Genomic DNA, 18,502 nt, shown 5'->3' on the forward strand with positions numbered 1-18,502 from the left:
GTTTCCCCCTGCCGCAGCCCTCAGAGAACAGCCCAGCCATGCCCGGACACCGCCCCTACCGACTGCATCGCCCCTGGACCGTGCTGGACAGCCGCGAGCTGCTCGACGCCGATCCCTTCCTGAAGGTGCGGGTGGAGACGGTGGAACTGCCGGACGGGCGGCGGATCGACGACTACTACCAGTTCGACCAGCCCTCCTTCGCCTGCATCTTCGCCGAGACGGCGGACGGGCGGATCGTCACCTACCGCCAGTATCGCCACGGCCCGCGCAAGGTCGGTCTGGTCTTCCCCGGCGGCCACCTGTCGCCCGGCGAGGAACCGCTGGCCGCGGCGAAACGCGAACTGCTGGAGGAGACCGGGATGGAGGCGGAGAGCTGGACCGACCTCGGCGCCTATATCGTCAATGCCAACCAGGGCGGGGCCTGGTCGCACATGTTCCACGCCGCCGGCTGCCGCCGGGTCGCCGATCCGATCGCCGACGACCTGGAGGACACCGAGATCCTGCAGTTGACCCGGCAGGAGCTGCTGGAGGCCATCGGCCGCGGCGAGATGCACCTGCTGACCCAGATCGCACTGGTCAGCATGGTCTGGCAGGCCGACATCGCGCGGGTGCTGTCCCGCCCCCACTCCCCGGACACGGCCCCCTGAAACGCCAGTTGAGGAAAACCGGATGACCCGCTTCGCCCTCTCCGTTCCGATGGCCGCCCTTCTGTTGAGCGGCATCCTCGCATCCCCGGCCGGCGCCGAGCCGATGAAAGGCCGGTACGAGCTGCGCTGCCAGGACCCGCAGACCCGGCAATGGAGCGTCGCCGGGCAGGTGACCGACCCGGAGATCGTCGATCTGCCGGCATCCGGCGGCCAAGCTGGGAAAAAGCCCGGCGGACGTGAGGTGCGCGGCACCGGGACCGACGGCAAGCCGGTGGTCCTGCCCATGCCGTCGGACCGCACCTGCATGCTCAGCGCGCGCTGACCGGCGTCGGTTCCCCCCGCCATCGAACGGGGAACCGACCGTCAAACTGTAACATCCCCGCTGTAGCTTCCCGACGCTCGCCAAGATCAAGGCGGCGCCGAACGGGCTCCAATAAGCCCGACGGTGCCGCTCATGCCAGCCGCTTGCCCTGATGAGGGTTCGGGAGACACCAGCCATGACCGATTTGCCTGTTCAGCTGCCTGAAACGTCGCGCCGTTCGGTGCTCCGCGCCCTTGCCGGGCTGCCGCTGCTGCCGGTCGCCGGCATCGGCGCCGGCGAGCTGCTGTTCGCCTCGGGCGCCGAGGCGGCATCCGCCAAGGGTGCGCCGGTCGCCGTCGAGTTCGTCGGCATGGCCGCCCCCACCACGGCCGCCGCGCAGGCCAAGACCACGGTCGAGTCCAGCATGGTCGTGACCTGGGCCGACGGCTCCAAGCAGAGCTTCGCTCTCGGCTACCAGCCGCTGTTCATCACCGGCGATCACGTGCCGGACGGCAAGGGCGGCACGATCCTGGCCGGCGGCTATACCGACATCAACGGCAAGCCGATCCTCGATCAGTCGATGGCGACCCCGGCGCCGTTCTTCTCCGACTGCCCGGACGGCTGCAACCTGCTGGCCCCGATCCCCGGCGCCAAGGTGGCGGGCGTGACCGGCAACACCCTGTTCGCCGTCGTCCAGTTCGAATACGCCACCCGCGATTCCAAGGACGCCTCGATGTACGGCAAGCTGCCGTCGCCGATCGCCGTCCTGACGCTGGACCAGAACAAGGAAACCGGTGCCTTGAAGCTGGTGCAGTACCACAACGTCGACACCAGCCCGGCGCACGGCCTGTGGATCACCTGCGGCGCCAGCCTGTCGCCCTGGAACACCCACCTGTCGAGCGAGGAGTACGAGCCGGACGCGGCGGCGCTGGACGACCAGTTCCGCGCCTACAGCAAGAACCTGTTCGGCGACGAGACCAAGGCCAACCCCTACCACTACGGCCACCTGCCGGAAGTGACGGTGAACGCCGACGGCACCGGCACCATCAGGAAGCACTACTGCATGGGCCGCATCTCGCACGAGCTGGTGCAGGTGATGCCGGACGAGCGCACCGTGCTGATGGGTGACGACGCCACCAACGGCGGCCTGTTCATGTTCATCGCCGATCAGCCCAAGGACCTGTCCGCCGGCACCCTCTATGCCGCGAAGATGGAGCAGGAGGCCGGCAAGGACATCGACAAGGGCGGCGCCTTCGCCCTGAAGTGGGTCAAGCTGGGCCACGCCACCAGCGCCGAGATCGAGAAGCTGGCCGACAGTCTGAAGGCCGCCGACATCGTCGAGGTGAAGAAGGAGGATCCGAAGGACCCGTCCTTCACCGCCATCCCCTTCAACGGCAAGACCCAGTGGGTCAAGTTCAAGCCGGGCATGGAGAAGGCCGCCGCCTTCCTGGAAACCCACCGCTACGCCCCCACCGTCGGCGCCACGCTGGCCCTGACCAAGCTGGAAGGCGTCACCGTCAACGCCAAGGACAAGACCGCCTACATGGCCGTGTCCTACATCTACAAGACGATGAGCGACGGCAAGAGCGGCATCAAGGTCGACAAGATCAACGCCGGCGCCGTCTATCAGCTGCCGATGAAGGGCGGCCAGACCGACATGGCAGGCTCCGCCATCGCCAGCGACTGGGTGCCGGTGCATTTCAGCGCCGTCCCGGCCCTGGTCGGCCGCGACCTGGCCACGCCGGACGCGCTGGGCAACACCGCCGACGCCGACCTGATCGCCAACCCCGACAACCTGAAATTCTCCGAGAAGCTGCGCACCCTGTTCATCGGCGAGGACAGCGGCAACCACGTCAACAACTTCCTCTGGGCCTACAACGTCGAGACCAAGAAGCTGGCCCGCATCCTGTCCTGCCCGGCCGGTGCGGAATCGACCGGCCTGCAGGCGGTCGACGACGTCAACGGCTTCTCCTACGTCATGAGCAACTTCCAGCACCCCGGCGACTGGGAGAAGGGGCTGCACGACAAGGTGAAGGACAGCCTCGCCTCGCTGATCGACGACGCCTACCGCAACCGCCGCAGCGGCGGCGTCGGCTACATCCACGGGCTGCCGCAGGCGGTTTGAGAACGTCAGCCCGACAGGGTCCCCGATGGGGCCCGACGGGGGCTGGGCGGAAGAGAAGAACGCGGCCGGGCAACCGGCCGCGTTTTTTCATGGTTTGATCAAAAGAAGTAATACTACCGCCAAATCGCATAGCGGCGTTTTTCTTGGAAGTGGTAATCACCAATCGACCTAGGACCAATCGGTGATCTTAACACCTCGTTAACTGGCCGGATGGCTAAATAAGTTCATCAGAACGGGCAGAAGCCTCCACCACGAATACAGGGATCTCCGCCATGTCCAAGACCGATTGCGCCGTCAACATCTTCGTCTCTGCCTCCCTGCACCTGGATGTGGTTGACGAATTCATCGCCATCACCCAGTCGAAGCTGAACGGCGCCACCAGCGATTTCACCCGCGACAGCCTGGCCGACCTGCTGGCGGGCCTGACCGAGCAGCGCGAGACCTACCGCACCGTGCTGGCCGCCGCCCCGACCGTCAACGCGCTCGCCGCCTGATCCGCCCGCTTCCTCTGCCGCCCCCTTTCTTCCGAAAGACCGCCATCATGACCGCCCCCATCGCCAAGGACGTCCTCGCCTCCGCCACCCTGCATCTGGAGGTGCTGGAGGAATTCATCGCCGTCGTCCGCCGCCGGATGGCGTCGACCACCGACACCTTCGCCCGCGACAGCCTGAACGACCTGCTGCTGAGCCTCACCGAACAGCGCGACAGCTACCAGGCCCTCGCCATACCGGCCATCGTCGCCGCCTGAGACTGCCGCCTGAGACTGGGGCCTGACGGCGGATCAGGCATCGCCTGCACGCTGTGATGGTGAATGGTATGGACGGTGAACGGAGTGGACAGGCGCGATTGCTTTTGTGAAGCTCCCGCTTGCCCGTTTTCACTCCGACCGGCCAAAGGGTCATGGAACCGCTTCCGTCCTCCACAGAAGGACGCCTGCTTCTCGCGGCGTTCTTCGTCCTCCTGACCCTGATCGGCCTTTCCGTTCTGGGAGAGCGCACCCTGCCGCTGTTCGGCGGCAACCGCGATCTTGCCGGACGGGTCTACAAGACGCTGTTCGTCGGACTGGGCGGCGGCATGCTCAGCCTCGCGACCCCGGCGCTGGTCACTGGCTTCATAGGCCGCCTGCGCACCCTCTTCACCCGGATCGAGGCCAAGGGCGCCATCGCCGACGCCATCCTGCGCGACCGCGCGCTGGATCAGGCGCAGACCGCCGGCTTCGTGCTGATGGCGCTGTTCGCCATCGCCGGCATCGTCGCGGCGGTGCTGGTCTGGACCGGCCAGCTCTGGCCGGGCGAGCGCTGAGCCCATGCTGCGCATTTCCGACCGGCAGCAGGACCAGCTCCACACCGCGCGCGCCACCGCTTTCCACGCCCGCCTGCGCGCCGCGGTGACGGCGATGATGGCCCGGGAGGCACCCGACGTTCCGGCCGGCGAGGTCGCCGCCCGGATCGACGCGGCGCTCGCCGCCGCTCCCGCTCACGGCATGGAGACCGAGCGGCAGATCACGCGCTACGTCCACATCCTGGCAGCCTTCCCCCTGGACCATGCCCGGCGGGAGGAGTTCGCCTGGATCGGCGCCCTGCTGGAAGGACCGGGCGACGCCGACGCGCGGCTCGACCGGATCACCGCCGCGCTGACGGCACCCCGCTCGCCAAGGGGAGCGCGATGACCGTGCATACCGTCCAACGTGGCGAGACGCTGTCCGCCATCGCCCGGCGCAACGGCACCACCGTGGCCGAGCTGCAGCGGCTGAACGGCATCTCCAACCCCAACATGATCGCGTCGGGCCAGCGGCTGGTCGTGGCGCCGCCCCCGGCACCGCCGGCGGCCCCCGCGGCGGCCCGCGCCGGACAGGCGGCGGCGCAGACGGCGGCCCCGGCACCGCCCGGCGCGCCGGTCGCCCCCTGCCCGAAGAAGCCGGCCTTCCTGAAGCGGGCGGGCGGCGACGACAATGTCAGCGTCCTCTACGCCATGGCCGACGGCGAGGCGAAGCGCCAGGGCCTGCTGGGGCAGGCCAAGGGCGAGGTCGGCGTCGGCATGGTGAAGATGGAGCATGCCGGCCATCTCGGGAACCGCTATGTCGGCGGCTCCCACAAGATGGAGGTCCTGACCGCCGAGGCGAAGGCCGCCGGCGGCATCGTCCATGGCGCCGGCGGCACCGCCTCGGCCAAGGCGGTGATGGCCACGCAGGACGCCACGCTGTTCGCCGGCACCGACAAGAACAACCCCTGGGCCGAGGCCGGCGGCGAATATTCGCTGATGCAGGCCGAGGCCAAGGCCGACGGGCTGATCGGCTCCGACGGGCGGCGGGCCGGCATCGCGCTGGGCGCCAAGGCCGGCGCGGCGGCGGCGTCGGGCGACCTGAAGGGCGAGATCAACATCCCGATCCCCTTCACCGACTACACTCTCAGCCTGCGCGGCAAGGGCGGCGCGTCCGCCGGCTCGGTCGGGGCGGGGGCCGCCGCCTACGCCTTCAAGGATCTGGAAACCGGCCGCTACCATATGGGGGCGGGAGGAGAGGCCGCGGCCTTGCTGGGGTTGAAGGCCGATGTGGACCTCAGCATCGGCCCCCGCTACACCGGCCGGGAACGGAGCGCCGGGCCATGAGCCCGGCGCGCCTCGTGACGGGAGAGTAGACCATGGACCCCAGACTGCCGACCCTGCTGACGGCGCCTGTGTCGCCGCGCCTGGTGATCGAAGCCACCTATCTGGACGTCCTGGTCCGCGACGGGCTGCCGGCGGGGACCGGATTCTCCATCGCCCTGCCGCGGGGCTGGGCTGTGGAACGGACCGCCACCGCCGCCCCCGGTCCGCAGGCACCCATCGTCCCGCTGGCCCGCTTCCATCCGGGCGAGCCCGGCGCGACGGGAGCGGCGGAGGGGGTGGAGCTGGTGGTCTGGGCCGCTTTCCTGCCACGCGAGATGCACGGGGCGGACTGGCTGCGCGCCTGGATGCGCTCGCAGGGCTACCGCGAGCTGGATTTCCGCCAGGCTCCCTCGCCGACCGGCATGATGGGCGACGCGCTCGCCGCCGGCCGTCACAACGGGGCCTTGCGCCTGCACCGGCTGCTGACGGTGAAGGACGGCGACCTGCTGTTCCTGATCGACGGGCGCATGATCCAGGGTGGAATGGCCCAAGGGGGCGTGGCGGACCACCGGGTCATGCAGGAGATCGTCCTGCTCGCCGCCATGCGCTTCCGGCTGGCCGAGCCGACCGGCCAGACCTTCGCCGAGGGGTTCGAGTGGACGGAGCTGAAGGGGGGGACGCACGCCGTCCGCTTCCTCGCTTCCGGCCTGTGGCGGGAGACGCCGGGCGGCGACGCTCCGCCGGACGGTGCCTCCCTGGTGCTGGACCATGTCGGGCCGGACGGCTCCACCGGCCGCGGCAGCCTGATCGCGGTGCTCGGCGCCGCGGAGGCAACCGCCGAAGCCGCCCTCGCCGCCGCCGCGGAGATCGAGCGGACCACGCTGGCCAAGCTGGCCAACCAGGGCTTCGCCCTGTCGGCCGAAGCAGACCTGCTCGCCAAGGAACGGACGGCGGAACGCAGCCTCCTCCTCCACCGCCGCAAGGCCCGCCGGAGCGGCCCGCAGGGGAGCACCCCGATGACCGTGCTGTCGGCCCGCATCGCGCTCGCCGAAGCTGGGGGCGGGGAGGGGGTTGAGGCCGGGCAAGCGCTGCCGGTCTGCCTGATCCTGCTCTCCCCCGACGAGGACACCGCCTTCGAGGCCTGGGCGATCAACCGGCGCGCCTTCGAGATCGCCCTGTCGACGGTGCGCTGAGCCCTTAAAACGCCTTCAGCTTCTTCCAGGCGAACACCACCATGCGGGCCAAGAGCCAGCCGTGGGTGAAGCGGGAGATCTGCGTCTCGCCATAGCTGCGGTCGGCGTAGCGCACCGGCACCTCGACGATCTTCAGGTTCTGCTTGGCGGCGCCGAAGATCAGGTCGAAATCGCCGAAGGGGTCGAAATCGCCGAAGTAATGGCGGTTGGCGACGATGGTCTCGTAATCCTGGCGCCACAACACCTTGGTGCCGCACAGCGTGTCGGTGAAGCGCTGGTTCAGCAGGAAGGAGAAGATGCGCGCGAAGGCCCGGTTGGCCAGGAAGTTCAGGAAGCGCATCGCCTCCGGCGCCATCGGGTAGACCAGCCGCGTGCCGTTCACGAACTCGCCGCGCCCCGACACCATGGCTTGGTAGAATTTCCCCATCGTCTCCGGCGGCACCGTCAGGTCGGCGTCGAGGATGATCAGGATGTCGCCGCGCGCCACGGCGAAGCCGGCGCGCACCGCGTCGCCCTTGCCCTTGCCGGGCTGCTTCATCACCTTGATGTCCCAGTCGGGATAGGCGTCGCGGACGCGCAGGCATTCATCGAAGGTGTTGTCCTGGCTGTTGCCCTCGACATAGATCACCTCGATGTCGGGGGCGAAGCGGGGCAGGCGGCGGATGGCGTTCTCGATGTTGCCACGCTCGTTGCGGCAGGGGATCAGCACGGTGACCGAGGCCGGCTTGCCGTCTACGGTCACCGCCTCGACGGTGGGCTGCGGCCGGGCGACGACATAGTTGCGCACGCACAGCCGGCGGATGCCCGGCAGGGGCGCGACGTAGCGGTTGACCAGCGTGCCCAGCCCGAACAGCCGCTTCGGGATCAGCTGGCGCCATTCGCGGCGCACCGGCTCCCAGCCCGCCAGATCCAGCAGGTTGACGATGTCGCTGGTCGACAGCCAGTTCTGCTGGCCCTGCGGCATGCGCATCCCCAGCTTCTCCGCCGCCCACAGGATCGGCTCCCAGGCGCGGGAGTGATAGCTGACGATGATGCGGGTCTTGGGCGTCGCGACCCGGCGCAGCAGGCGCAGCGTCTCCTCGATGTCGTCGAGGAAGCCGATGGTGCCCGACAGCAGGATATGGCTGAACGGCCCTTCGATTGCGTCGATGGTCGCCGGATCCTCGGCGTCGGCGGCGATCAGTTCCAGCTGCGGATGGCGCGCCTTCGCCACGGCGATGGTCGCCGGGCTGAGGTCGATGCCGACGCCGCGCGACGGCTTTAGATCCGCCAGCGTGTCGCCGACGCCGCAGCCGATCTCCAGCACCGTCGCCCCTTCCGGAATCAGGAAGCGCAGATAGGCGCGGTCGGCGTCATGGAAGGCGCGGTTGCGCTCGGCCCAGCGGTCGCGCAGGGGGGCCATGGCGTCGAACAGCGAACGGATGCGCTGCTGGCGCGGGGAGAGACCGCGCGTCTCGACGGCTGCGGTGGTCACGGCAGTGGTGTCCGGCGTGGCGGCATCCATGGAAGCGCTCCGGGAAAGCGTCGAAGTCGGCTGGTCGGTCATCGGGAGAAATCCGTGGGAAAGGCGTCGGGTCCGCCATGAGACGTCGGGACAGCCGTCCGGGCGGCGGTCTCACTGCGCAGCAGCAGCCAGAACAGGCCGCCGGGCAGCGACAGGACGGCGATCGACAGCCCGATCAGCAGCGAGACCAGAAGGGCGGCGTCGGCATCGAAGCCGAGCAGCGCGAAACCGGCGACCATCGCCCCCTCGCGCACGCCCCAGCCGCCGAGCGAGACGGGCAATGCTGCGGCGACGATGGCGGCCGGCACGATGGCCAGCCCGTCCAGCCAGCCGAGCGGCAGGCCGACCGAGCGCGCGAACAGGATGGTGGCGGTGATGGTGGCGAGATGGACGCCGATGCTGTGGCCCAGCGCCGCCCAGGCGGCCGGGTTGCCGGCCATGGCGCGCAGCTGCGCCACCGCCCCCCAGACGGTCCGCCCCAGCGCCCCGTCGCGCAGCCGCTTCGGGATCGGCAGCCGGTCGCGCGGGATGCGCCCGGCCAGCAGCAGCAGGCCCATGGCGACGGCCAGGACCAGCGCCCCGGCCAGCACGGTGCCGGCGACGGCGGGCGGCGCCACCGCGGCCAGATGCGGCAGCCCGACCAGCCCGATCAGCACCACGCCCAGCAGAGCCATCAGCCGGTCGACCAGCAGGGCCAGCATCACCGGCCCGGCCGGGTGGCCGAGCCGCCAGGTGAACCAGCCGCGCAGCAGGTCGGCCCCGACCGATCCCGGCAGGATCTGGCCGACGAATCCGCTGGCCATCTGCAGGCGGAAGGCGGTCCAGCGGGTCAGGGAGAAGCCGGCGGCCCGCCCCACCGCCCGCCACCGCTGCGAGGCGAAGGGCAGGGTCAGCGCCTTCACGGCGAAGCCGGCGGCGAACAGCCACGGATCGGCGGCCGACAGGCGCGCGGCGATGCCGGCCCAGTCGGCTCCGGCGGCGAGCGCGCCCAGCACCACGACCGTCACCGCCAGCTTGACCAGCAGCGGCCAACGCCGTCCGGACGGCTTCCCCGGACCGGAGCCGGAACTGGAGCCGGAACCGGGCTTCGCCGATTGGACGAAGGGGGTGTCGAGAAGAGCCTGGGCCATCATCCCCGCATGGAAATCCGGGTGCCGCGGGACAGCGGCGCCGAACGGGCCGTTGTAACGGCTCACGCCCGGCTTGTCACCCGGTCAGGCGGGAGAGGGGCCAGGGGGAGAGCCGGCGCCTCACCCCATCCCGGCGGCGGCCAGCATGCCGCTGTCGGGAACCATTGCCGCCGCGCGAGCGGTGGAGCCGGCGGGGCTCAGCGCCCGGCCCTCCTGCCTGCCGAAGACGATGTAGTGCCGCATCGCCGCCGTCAGGTCGCCGCCGGTCGCCGCCGCCACGTCGGCGTTCGCCGCCAGATAGGCCGACGCGTTGAAGCCGGTCGTCCGCCCTTCGGTCCGGCCGTTGGTCAGGTAATGCAGCTCGGCCCGGGTGGTGTCGGTGCCGAAGGCGGCGGCAAGGTCGCTGTTGGCGGCCAGATAGGCCGTGGGATTGAAGGTGACCGTCCGCCCCTCCGCCCGGCCGTTGGTGATGTAGTGGATCTCGGCGCTCGTCCGGTCGGTGCCGAAGGCGGCGGCGAGGTCGCCGTAGGAGGCGAGATAGGCCAGCGGGTCGAAGCTCACCGTCCGGCCCTCCGCCCGGCCCATGGTGATGTAATGAATCTCGGCGCTCGTCCGGTCGGTGCCGAAGGCGGCGGCGAGGTCGCCGTAGGAGGCGACGTAGGCCAGCGGATCGAAGGTCACCGCCCGGCCTTCCGTCCGGCCCATGGTGATGTAATGCGCCGCACCGGCATCGCCGTTGGTGCCGAAGGCGTTGGCGAGATCGCCGTAGGAGGCGACGTAGGCCAGCGGGTCGAAGGTTACCGTCCGCCCCTCCGCCCGGCCCATGGCGGCGTAATGCGCCGCGCCGGCGGCGGCATTGGCGCCGAAGGCCGCCGACAGGTCGCTGTAGGAGGCGATGTAGGCCAGCGGCGAAAAGGCCTGCCCAGGCGAGGCCGTAGACGTGCCGGTCGCCGGGGTGGTCCCGCTTCCCGATCCGCCGCTCCCTGAGCCGGGGCTGGGGATTCCCGGCACCGTCAGCGGGGCGGATCCCATCCGCGCCCAGTCCAGGTCATGGATTCCCAATCCTGCCGCGGCCCCGCTGCCGAGCCGGAAATCGCCGGCCGCCGGGTTGGCGAACAGCCCCGACGACACCGTGTCGCCGCCGGTCAGCCCGCGCACGCCCTGCAGCAGGTTGTTGGTGACGGTGTAGGAACCGGGGGTCCAGAACTCCCAGTAATCCACGCCCGTGGCGGAGGAGATGACGTTGCCGGTGACGCTGTTGTTGGCGAGCAGGCCGATAGTCCCGGCGCTCGGCACCCATTCCAGCCGGATGAAGCGTTCGCGCGGGTTGGACAGGGTGGCGAAGTTGTTGGTGACGCTGTTGGAATCGCCGCCATGGATGAAGACGCTGGCCCAGCCGGTGTTCTGGATGAAGTTGTCCCGGACGGCGACGCCGTTGGCCATGTCGTCCAGATAGATGCCGAAGCTCTTGTAGCGGTCGAGCCAGCCCGACCCGTCGGTCGCCAGCCCGCCGACGTTGCGGATGTCGTTGCCGCGGATGGTCGTGCGGGTGTCGACGTTGGAGCGGCCCAGCATCTCGATGGCGCCGCCGTCGGCGGTCTCGGTCATCGTGTTGTAGATGCGGTTGTATTCCACCACCGTGTCGGTGTTGACGGTGGCGCCGTCCCAGTTCTTGATCGAGATGCCGTAGCGCGGGCTGTTGCGGATGTCGTTGCCGGAGATCAGCGTGCCGCTGGTGCCGTAGAGCTGGATGCCGGCGACGTCCTTCAGCACCTCGCCGATGCCGTCGACGCTGTTGGCGCTGATGCGGTTGCCGTTGCTGCCGTAGGCGACCTTGATGCCGCTCGCCCCCAGATGCTCCAGCCGGTTGGCCTCGATCACGTTGCCGGACGATCCGGTCAGCGTCATCGCCGTGCCGGCATCGACGAAGCGGTTGCCGGCGATGCTGTTGCCCGACGAATTGGTCAGCGTCAGGGCCGAGCCGTCCCAGGTCGTGTCGGCGAAGGTCAGCCCCTGCAGGGTGACGCCGCTCGCCCCGTTCAGCGACAGGAGCGTGCCCAGCCGCGGCACCACCGCGCCTTGGGCCAGCAGGGTGCCGGGATCCTGCGGCTTCACCACCAGCCGGCCGGTCTCGGCCTGCCAGGCGAACTCGCCGGCGTCGCGGATGAAGGCGTCGTCGTTCAGCAGGCGATAGGTGCCGCCGCTGCGCAGGGCGTATTTCACCCCTTGGGTAAAGTTGACGGTCCGGCTGCCGGCATCGGCGGAGGCGACACCGACGATGGTGTCGGACAGCCGTTCGGTGTCGAAGGTCTGGACCATCATGCCGGGCTGGACCCCGGCGGCCAGCACCGCCGCCATCGCCCCGTCGCCGGCCCCGACGCGCAGGCTGGTCTTGCTGGCGCCGCCGGCCGCCGCCTCCAGCACCGACCAGCCGGACTTGGCGTCGCCGGCGTTCCAGTCGCCGGTCTGCGCCACCTTCTGCCGCACCCCGCCGATGAAGAGGTCCAGCCCCGTCGTGGACGTCGGCGCGGCATAGAGTCCGCCGCCGATGGCGGTGAAGCCGCCGACCCGCTCACCGCCGCTGAAGACCGGCGTCTCGCCCGGATAGGCCATGATGCGCACGCCGTTGTCGGCCCCGGTCAGCGTGACCGTGCGCGCCATGGCATAGGTGCCGCCGCGCACATAGGTGTCGCGGATGCCGGTCGCCCGCATCGCGCCCTGCGCGCGTTCCAGCGTGGCGAAGGGACCATCGGTGCCGTCGGCATTGGGTGCCGCCAAACGCCCCGACCAGGAATCGTTGCCGTTGGTCGCGACGAAGAAAGCCTGCTGCGTGTCTGTCATTGCCGGATTGCCTTGCCGATACCGGGCAATCACACGGCAGGAATACTTAATAAAGAGGTAGTTTCATCCTTTCGGATGTATACTTTCGTGACGCGCGTCCGTGTTCATTTCGTGACAAATGCCAAGGTCGTGGCAGTTGTCACTTGCCCGATCCTCCGCGTTGTCTTGGATACCCCCCGCTCAACCCGGTCAGCGCAGCTCGACCCGCCGTTCCTCCCGGAACACCGTCCCGTCGCCATGGCGTAGCGTCACCGTCACCCGGTAGGGGCCGGGGAGCCAGGAACCGGGAGCGGGCTTCTTCACCTCGGTGCCGAAGAACAGCACGGCCAGCGGACGCGGCACCGCACCCTCGTTGCGGGACAGGCGGCGGCCGTCGGGGCCGGTCACCTCCAGCGTCACCCGGTCGCCCTGCCGCCCGCCCATCAGCTCCGCCCACACCCCCAGCGTCGGCGCGTCGGCGGGCAGGGACTTTCCACCATAGCCGCCGTCCCGCGCCACCTCCGCCTTCGGCGCCTCGGGCGCCAGACCGGCGCCGAGCAGCGCGCTCGGCCGGTAGGCGAGTGTCCGGCGCGCCGCGTCGCTCCACAGCGTGCCGGACGGCATGGGTGCTTTCCCCTGGTCGACAGCGCAGGCGGGCGCCTCTCCGGTTCCCGCCTCCTTGCCGGTATAGGGGTCGAGGGTATGGCCGTCGTGACGGATGCCGAAATCGACATGGGGGAATTCGGTGTTGCCGGACAGCCCGACCTCGGCCAGCGGCGTGCCCGCCTCCACCCGGTCGCCCGGCCTGACCTCGATGCTGCCGCGCTTCAGGTGGCTGTACTGGGTCTCCCAGCCGTTGCCGTGATCGACCACCACCGCGTTGCCGGCCTCCCGCCCGGCCGGCGCGCCGCCGCTCTGCCGGATGCTGACATCCTCCATGCCGTCGCGCACGCGGGTGACCGTGCCGGGTGCGGCGGCCACCACCGCCACCCCGCGCCGCATCGCCTCCAGGTCGGGCAGCCGGAAATCGGTCCCCTTGTGCCCGTCATAGGTCAGCCGCCCGCAGGCGAAGTCCTGCATCCCCGGTCCCGGATCGGCATCGACATAGTTCTGGACGAAGCACTCCGCCCCGATCCGGCAGCGCACCGGCAACTCCAGCACCGGCGCGCCGACAGGAGGAGCGGCGGGAGGGGCGGCGGGGGATTGGACGGCTCCGGCGGACGGCAGGAACAGCAGGGCGGCGAACCCCCAGCGATAATGGACCGGCACCCTCATCCAAACCCCTCGCACAGCACTGCTCCGTCCTGCCTGACCGTCCCTCTACAGGTGGGGCGCCGGAGGGAGGGGGCCAGCCCCACCTCATTCCACATGCTCCACTTATGCGCCGTCGCATAAGGGGGTCAGACCCCGCCGGCCTTCCGGCCCGGCCGCTGGAACTCGGCCCTTGCCCGTTCCACCTCGCCATGCAACGCACAGTCTTCGACGTGATCGTTGATCAGCCCCATCGCCTGCATGAAGGAATAAACGGTCGTCGGACCGACGAAGGACCAGCCGCGCTTTTTCAGATCCTTCGACATGGCGATCGACGCCCGGGAGGTGGAGGCGGTCTGCGGCGGCGCGCATTCATCAGGCGACGGCTCGAAACGCCAGACATAGGCCGCCAGCGATCCTTCCTGTTCCACCAGTTCCCGCGCGCGCCGGGCGTTGTTGACGACCGCCTCGATCTTGCCGCGGTGACGGACGATGCCTTCGTCCGTCATCAGGCGTTCGACGTCGGCCGGCGTGAAGGCGGCGATCCGCTCAAAATCGAACCCTGCGAAGGCGGCGCGGAAATTCTCCCGCTTGGCAAGGATGGTGCGCCAGCTCAAGCCTGACTGGAAGCCTTCCAGGCACAGCTTCTCGAACAGGCGGCGGTCGTCGCCGACGGGAAACCCCCATTCCGAATCATGATAGGCGAAGAATTCGGGCGCCGCCGCGCACCAGCGGCAGCGTGGCCTTCCATCCGGTCCGGGAATGGTCGCGCTCATCGCTCACCCCTGCAGGAACGCCAGACGGTCGTCGACGCGACCCGGCGCGATTTCGAGGATGTCGGCGTCGACGACCCTCTCCGCCACAAAGGGGTCCTCCCGCAGACGCGCGTCCAGATCGTCGCGCGAGATGTTGTGCGCCAGAACGGCACCACCGGCGCCGCCGGCAAGGCTGCCGGTCAGCAGGAAGATGCCGTCCCCGAACCCGCGCCGAATCCAGGCGTTGTGCCCGTCCATATGTCTGGCGGCCTCCGCCCTGTTCGCGGAAAATTTGAGCGTGACGACAAACATGCGAAACGATTCCTTCAAGCTTGTGGGGAGGAAGGGCATTTGAGGCGGCTTGGGCCGGGACGCTGCGCCTCCAACCAGGCGCGCATGTCCTCGACCTCGCGCTGGATGAAGGCGTCGTCGCGGAGGGCCGTCGCCAGCGTCGCGATGCCCTGGCTCCGCATCAGGACATGCATGGCGAGCGCATCGGCGTCGGCCTCACGTCCAAGTGCCGCGAACTGGCGGGCCAGCCACTCCCGGAACAGGGTGAAGAGTTTGGCCGCATCCTCTTTGGCAACGTGATCGAGCTTGGCGAGCTCGTTGCAGAGCGTGCCGACCGGGCAGCCGTAGAGCATGATCTTCGCCCGGTTCATGACGAGAATGTCGATGAAGCTACAGATGCGCTGCGCCGGATCGCCAGTCCCGGCCTCCCACGCTTCCAGCATCCTGCCGGTGTTGGTAAGACGCAGGGCGATCACCGCACCCAGAATCTCGTCCTTCGTCTTGAAGTGATAATAGAAATTTCCGCGGGAGAGCCGCACGGCCGCAGCGATGTCGGCGAAGGAGGTGGCTTCGAACCCCTGCTCATAGAAGAGCCGGTCGGCAGCCTCCACGATCTGCTGGCGCGTGCTTGCGGCACCCATCGTCTTCTCCCCACGCCCCGTGTGCCGCCTGCCGTTCCGAGCCGGAAGGTGGACAGGCAGGCAACGCCAATCTCTAGGTCAACTGACCTAGAGATTTCTAGGACAATCGTCCGACAAAGTCAATTCCCACAAAATTAATCGGGCTCAAATCCGCCCCGTCCTTATCATCCGAAGGCCACACCGCCAGCCGCCATACTCCGCCCCGCATCTTATCGACGGCAGCAGGACGGGGACCGACAGCATGGCGAACAGCACCTATACCGGCCGGGGCGAGACGGTCGTCGTCATCGACAGCGGCTGGTCGCCGACCTGGGAGGCCGCCTCGCGCGTGGTCTATCAGCACGACTATGCCGACAACGACGCCGACGCGCGCAACCCCAACGCCGACACCCACGGCGCCCTGGTGACCTCCACCATCCTGTCGCAGGCGCCGGACCTCGGCATCATCGCGCTGAAGGTGATGCCGGACAGCGCCACCACCGCGTCAGGGGCGGCGATCGAGCAGGCGCTGCAATGGGTCGTGGCCCATGCGTCGGACTACAACATCGTCGGCGTCAACCTGTCGCTGGCCGGCGGCTCCGCCTCGTCGGAGATCACGACCATCCTGTCGGACGAGCTGGCCGGCCTCGCCGCCAAGCGGGTGCTGGTGTCGGCCGCCGCCGGCAATGCCGGGCAGAACGGGACGGCGACAGACGTGTCCTATTTCGCCGCCGACCACAACACGATCTGCGTCAGCGCGTCGGGCGGCGACGGCACCATGCCGGGCTGGGCCCAGCGCAATCCGGGCATCACCGACCTCTGCGCCGACGGCACCGACATCCGGCTGACCGATCTGGCCGGGCGGACGCTGATGGGCAACGGCTCCTCCTTCGCCGCGCCGGCGGTGACCGCCGCCGTGGCGCTCGCCCAGCAGGAGGCGGTCGCACTGCGCGGCAGCGCCCTGACCCAGGACGAGTTCCTGTCGCTGGCCCACCAGACCGGGACGCCGATCGCCGGCACCGGCTACACCGACCTGAACACCCAGGCGCTGCTGACGAAGATCGGCCAGCTCTACGGCACGACGGCTCCCGGAACCGGCGCCCCCGCCACCACCAGCGCCGCCATCCTGGTCAACGCCAAGGGCACGGCGGCGGCCGGGGTGAACGCCCATTTCACCCTGCTGATCGACGGTCATGCGGTCGGCGGCGCCACCGTCGGCACCGCGGCCAAGAACTACGCCTTCACCGCCACCGTGTCGGCCGACAGCGCCCACAAGGTGCAGGTCCAGTACGACAATGACGGCTTCGCCGGCGGCCAGGACCGCAACCTGTTGGTCAACAGCGTCAGCGTCAACGGCCACAGCTATGCCGCCACCGACGCCGCGGTGACGTACGACAAGGGCGCGCTCGACGGGCGCGACGTGGTCAAGGGCCAGAGCGGCATGTGGTGGAGCGGCACGCTGGTGGTCGCCGCCGACAAGAGCCTGTTCGGTGCGCACCCTGCGGCCCAGGCGCAGGTGGCCGAGCTTCAGGCAAGCGACCTGCTGGGCCACGCCGTGTCGGCCAACGCGGCATCGCACGGGACGGCCGACGTCACGACGGCCTGGATGCCGGAAACCCTGCCGGCCTTCGAGGACGCCGCCCACGGCCTGCACGCCTGGTACGACGCGCATGATCTGGCGCACGGAGTGGCGGCGTAACCCAGAGATCCCCTCTCCCCGGGGGGGGGAGAGAGGGGATCCCCGGGAGAGGGCGCATCTCACCGCTCGTGCATCGCTTCCTGGGCGCTGCGCGAGAGCGGCGAGAGCAGGTAGTCGGCGATGCGGCGGCGGCCGGTCTTGATCTCGGCACTGACCGTCATGCCCGGCTGCAGCCGGGTCTGCCTGCCGTCGACCTCCAGCGTGTCGCGGTCGAGCGCGATGCGGGCGGCATAGACCGATCCCGCCTCCGGCGCCTTCCCCGCCCCCTTGTCCGTCCCCTTGTCGGCCTGCTGCTGCTGTTGCACGGCGTCGCCGGACAGCGAGGCGACGCGGCCGGGGATCAGGCCGTATTTGGTGAAGGAGAAGGCCTCCACCTTCACCTCCGCCACCTGTCCGGTCTGGACGAAGCCGATGTCCTTGTTGGGGATGAAGGCCTCGACCTCCAGATGGCTGTCCTCCGGCACGATGACCATCAGCGGCTGGGCGGTGGTCACCACGCCGCCCACCGTGTGCACGGCCAGCTGCTGGACATAGCCGTCCACCGGCGCGGTCAGGCGCAAGAGATCAACCTGCTGCTCCGCCTTGGCCAGCTCCTGCCCCAGCGAGGCGGCCTTGCGCTCGGCCTCGGCGAGGTTGGTGTAGAGCTGGCGTCGGAACTCGGCCTCGGTCTGGCGGCGCTGCTCGGCGGTGGCGGCGATGGAGGCGTCGGCCTCCGTCAGCTTGATCTTCTGGACCAGAAGCTCCTGCTCCTGCCCGACCAGATCCTGCTGGAGCTGGAGATACTGGAAGCGGGACGAGGTGCCGCGCTTCGACAGGTCGAACAGCGCCTCCGCCCGTTCGCGGATCAGCGGCAGGGTGGCGTTCAGCTTGGCGATGGTCTGCACCACGGTGGCGCGGTCGGCCTCGCGCCGGGCCTGCTCGCGGTCGAGCGCCGCCAGCTTGGCGCGCTGCTCGGCGATCTGGCTGGCGAGAAGCTGGCTCTGCATCCGCGCCAGATCGGGCGACAGGCCGGCCGGGGCGGCGAAGGCGGCGTCGGGCTTGCCGTTCACCACCTCCAGCGCCGCCCGCAGCCGCGCCGCCTCGGCTCTCGCGGCCGACAGGTCGGAGCGGATGCGATCACGGTCGGCGGCGGCCTCGGTCGGGTCAAGCTCGATCAGGGTCTGGCCGGCCTTGACCAGCTGGCCGTCCTCCACGTCGATGGCGCGGACGACGCCGGTCTGCATCGGCTGGATGGTCTTGGTCCGGCCGCTCGGCACCACCCGGCCCTGCGCCACCGCCACCACGTCGACATGGCCGAACCACGCCCAGGCGCAGGCGGCGGTGAAGGCCAGCATGATGACCCCGGTGAAGATCCGCGCGGTGGGCGAGGGGGGACGCTCCAGGATCTCCAGCGCGTCGGGCAGGAAGTCCATCTCGTCGCGGCGGCGCTTCTGAGGCTTGGTGGGCGGGCGCGGACCGCCGGGCTTGCCCGGCGCATTGGCCGGCGGCTTGACACCGGGAGTGGAGGCGGGAGAGGTGGGAGTGTGATCGGCGGGGGTGGTCTTCACCGCGGCGGTCGTCTTGCTCATGGCGTTCATTCC

At 69.6% G+C, this 18,502-nt stretch carries 18 protein-coding genes; 10 read left to right on the forward strand and 8 right to left on the reverse strand.

Annotated features, from left to right (window positions below; translation table 11 throughout):
• Positions 1-38 precede the first annotated feature (38 nt).
• The 9 genes from FZ938_RS21020 to FZ938_RS21060 all read left to right on the forward strand — a co-directional run bounded on the left by FZ938_RS21020 (position 39) and on the right by FZ938_RS21060 (position 6,852).
• Positions 39-647: an NUDIX hydrolase gene (locus FZ938_RS21020; RefSeq protein WP_149200395.1), complete on the forward strand. Its 609-nt coding sequence runs from the start codon at positions 39-41 to the stop codon at positions 645-647.
• A gap of 22 nt (positions 648-669) precedes the next feature.
• Entirely contained in the window at positions 670-969 is a 300-nt protein-coding gene (locus FZ938_RS21025) for a hypothetical protein (protein ID WP_149200396.1), read from the forward strand.
• Between the two features lie 175 nt (positions 970-1,144).
• The gene (locus tag FZ938_RS21030) at positions 1,145-3,073 is read left to right on the forward strand and encodes a PhoX family protein (protein ID WP_149200397.1); all 1,929 of its coding nucleotides are present in this window, start codon (positions 1,145-1,147) and stop codon (positions 3,071-3,073) included.
• 272 nt (positions 3,074-3,345) lie between these two features.
• Positions 3,346-3,567, forward strand: a complete 222-nt coding sequence (locus FZ938_RS21035; protein ID WP_149200398.1) for a hypothetical protein — start codon at positions 3,346-3,348, stop codon at positions 3,565-3,567.
• 47 nt (positions 3,568-3,614) lie between these two features.
• Positions 3,615-3,821, forward strand: coding sequence for a hypothetical protein (locus tag FZ938_RS21040; RefSeq protein ID WP_149200399.1), 207 nt, complete (start codon positions 3,615-3,617; stop codon positions 3,819-3,821).
• A 152-nt stretch (positions 3,822-3,973) separates the two neighbouring features.
• Positions 3,974-4,375, forward strand: coding sequence for a hypothetical protein (locus FZ938_RS21045; protein ID WP_149200400.1), 402 nt, complete (start codon positions 3,974-3,976; stop codon positions 4,373-4,375).
• Positions 4,376-4,379: 4 nt separating this feature from the next.
• On the forward strand, positions 4,380-4,742 hold the full coding sequence (locus FZ938_RS21050) for a hypothetical protein (RefSeq protein WP_149200401.1): 363 nt from the start codon (positions 4,380-4,382) through the stop codon (positions 4,740-4,742).
• Complete coding sequence (locus FZ938_RS21055; RefSeq protein ID WP_149200402.1) at positions 4,739-5,680, forward strand: LysM peptidoglycan-binding domain-containing protein; 942 nt, start codon at positions 4,739-4,741, stop codon at positions 5,678-5,680. Before FZ938_RS21050 ends, FZ938_RS21055 begins: the two co-directional genes overlap by 4 nt.
• A gap of 32 nt (positions 5,681-5,712) precedes the next feature.
• Complete coding sequence (locus FZ938_RS21060) at positions 5,713-6,852, forward strand: hypothetical protein (RefSeq protein WP_149200403.1); 1,140 nt, start codon at positions 5,713-5,715, stop codon at positions 6,850-6,852.
• Positions 6,853-6,856: 4 nt separating this feature from the next.
• Here FZ938_RS21060 and FZ938_RS21065 read toward each other — a convergent pair whose 3' ends face one another.
• The 7 genes from FZ938_RS21065 to FZ938_RS21095 form a co-directional block, all read right to left on the reverse strand.
• The gene (locus FZ938_RS21065; protein ID WP_246457170.1) at positions 6,857-8,356 is read right to left on the reverse strand and encodes a glycosyltransferase; all 1,500 of its coding nucleotides are present in this window, start codon (positions 8,354-8,356) and stop codon (positions 6,857-6,859) included.
• A gap of 38 nt (positions 8,357-8,394) precedes the next feature.
• On the reverse strand, positions 8,395-9,552 hold the full coding sequence (locus FZ938_RS21070) for a lysylphosphatidylglycerol synthase transmembrane domain-containing protein (protein ID WP_246457171.1): 1,158 nt from the start codon (positions 9,550-9,552) through the stop codon (positions 8,395-8,397).
• Between the two features lie 54 nt (positions 9,553-9,606).
• A complete protein-coding gene (locus FZ938_RS21075; RefSeq protein ID WP_149200405.1) occupies positions 9,607-12,327 on the reverse strand; it encodes a right-handed parallel beta-helix repeat-containing protein in 2,721 nt (906 codons plus the stop codon).
• A gap of 189 nt (positions 12,328-12,516) precedes the next feature.
• The gene (locus tag FZ938_RS21080) at positions 12,517-13,581 is read right to left on the reverse strand and encodes a M23 family metallopeptidase (RefSeq protein WP_149200406.1); all 1,065 of its coding nucleotides are present in this window, start codon (positions 13,579-13,581) and stop codon (positions 12,517-12,519) included.
• A 125-nt stretch (positions 13,582-13,706) separates the two neighbouring features.
• On the reverse strand, positions 13,707-14,333 hold the full coding sequence (locus tag FZ938_RS21085; protein ID WP_149200407.1) for a DNA-3-methyladenine glycosylase I: 627 nt from the start codon (positions 14,331-14,333) through the stop codon (positions 13,707-13,709).
• 3 nt (positions 14,334-14,336) lie between these two features.
• Entirely contained in the window at positions 14,337-14,624 is a 288-nt protein-coding gene (locus FZ938_RS21090) for a YciI family protein (protein WP_149200408.1), read from the reverse strand.
• A gap of 14 nt (positions 14,625-14,638) precedes the next feature.
• Positions 14,639-15,244: a TetR/AcrR family transcriptional regulator gene (locus FZ938_RS21095; RefSeq protein WP_149200409.1), complete on the reverse strand. Its 606-nt coding sequence runs from the start codon at positions 15,242-15,244 to the stop codon at positions 14,639-14,641.
• Between the two features lie 241 nt (positions 15,245-15,485).
• On the opposite strand from FZ938_RS21095, the gene FZ938_RS31480 reads away from it, so the two are divergent.
• Complete coding sequence (locus FZ938_RS31480) at positions 15,486-16,922, forward strand: carbohydrate-binding domain-containing protein (RefSeq protein ID WP_149200410.1); 1,437 nt, start codon at positions 15,486-15,488, stop codon at positions 16,920-16,922.
• Positions 16,923-16,981: 59 nt separating this feature from the next.
• Here the strand turns inward: FZ938_RS31480 and FZ938_RS21105 are convergent, their stop codons facing one another.
• On the reverse strand, positions 16,982-18,490 hold the full coding sequence (locus FZ938_RS21105; RefSeq protein WP_149200411.1) for an HlyD family type I secretion periplasmic adaptor subunit: 1,509 nt from the start codon (positions 18,488-18,490) through the stop codon (positions 16,982-16,984).
• Between the last annotated feature and the right edge of the window lie 12 nt (positions 18,491-18,502).

It is taken from the genome of Azospirillum oryzae (assembly GCF_008364795.1).
GTDB lineage: Bacteria > Pseudomonadota > Alphaproteobacteria > Azospirillales > Azospirillaceae > Azospirillum > Azospirillum oryzae.